The 288-nt window shown below is 62.2% G+C and carries 1 protein-coding gene; it reads right to left on the bottom strand.

Translation table 11 applies throughout. The annotated features are described in order from the left end of the window. Positions 1-63: 63 nt before the first annotated feature. Positions 64-288: superoxide dismutase (locus ACO0K4_RS19750; RefSeq protein ID WP_422958358.1), on the bottom strand; the 225-nt coding region annotated here is incomplete at its 5' end.

Genomic DNA, 288 nt, shown 5'->3' with positions numbered 1-288 from the left:
CAAAAAAATACAGCCCGCATCGGCGGGCTGTATTTCATGCTGGGGTCAGGATGCTTCGCTGATTCAGGCCGCGTTTTGCGCGACGAAGTCCCAGTTGACCAGGCCCCAGAAGGTCTCGACATACTTGGCGCGGGCGTTGCGGTAGTCGATGTAGTAAGCGTGCTCCCAGACGTCGCAGGTCAGCAGCGGCTTGTCGCCGGTGGTCAGCGGGCAGCCGGCGTTCGAGGTGTTGACGATGTCGACGCCGCCGTCGGCTTTCTGCACCAGCCAGGTCCAGCCGGAACCGAA

Origin of the sequence: Undibacterium sp. RuTC16W (genome assembly GCF_049339445.1) — a bacterium.
Lineage (GTDB): Bacteria > Pseudomonadota > Gammaproteobacteria > Burkholderiales > Burkholderiaceae_D > Undibacterium.
Note: the sequence above shows the minus strand (reverse complement) of the source record. Positions and strands in the feature narration are given on the sequence as shown.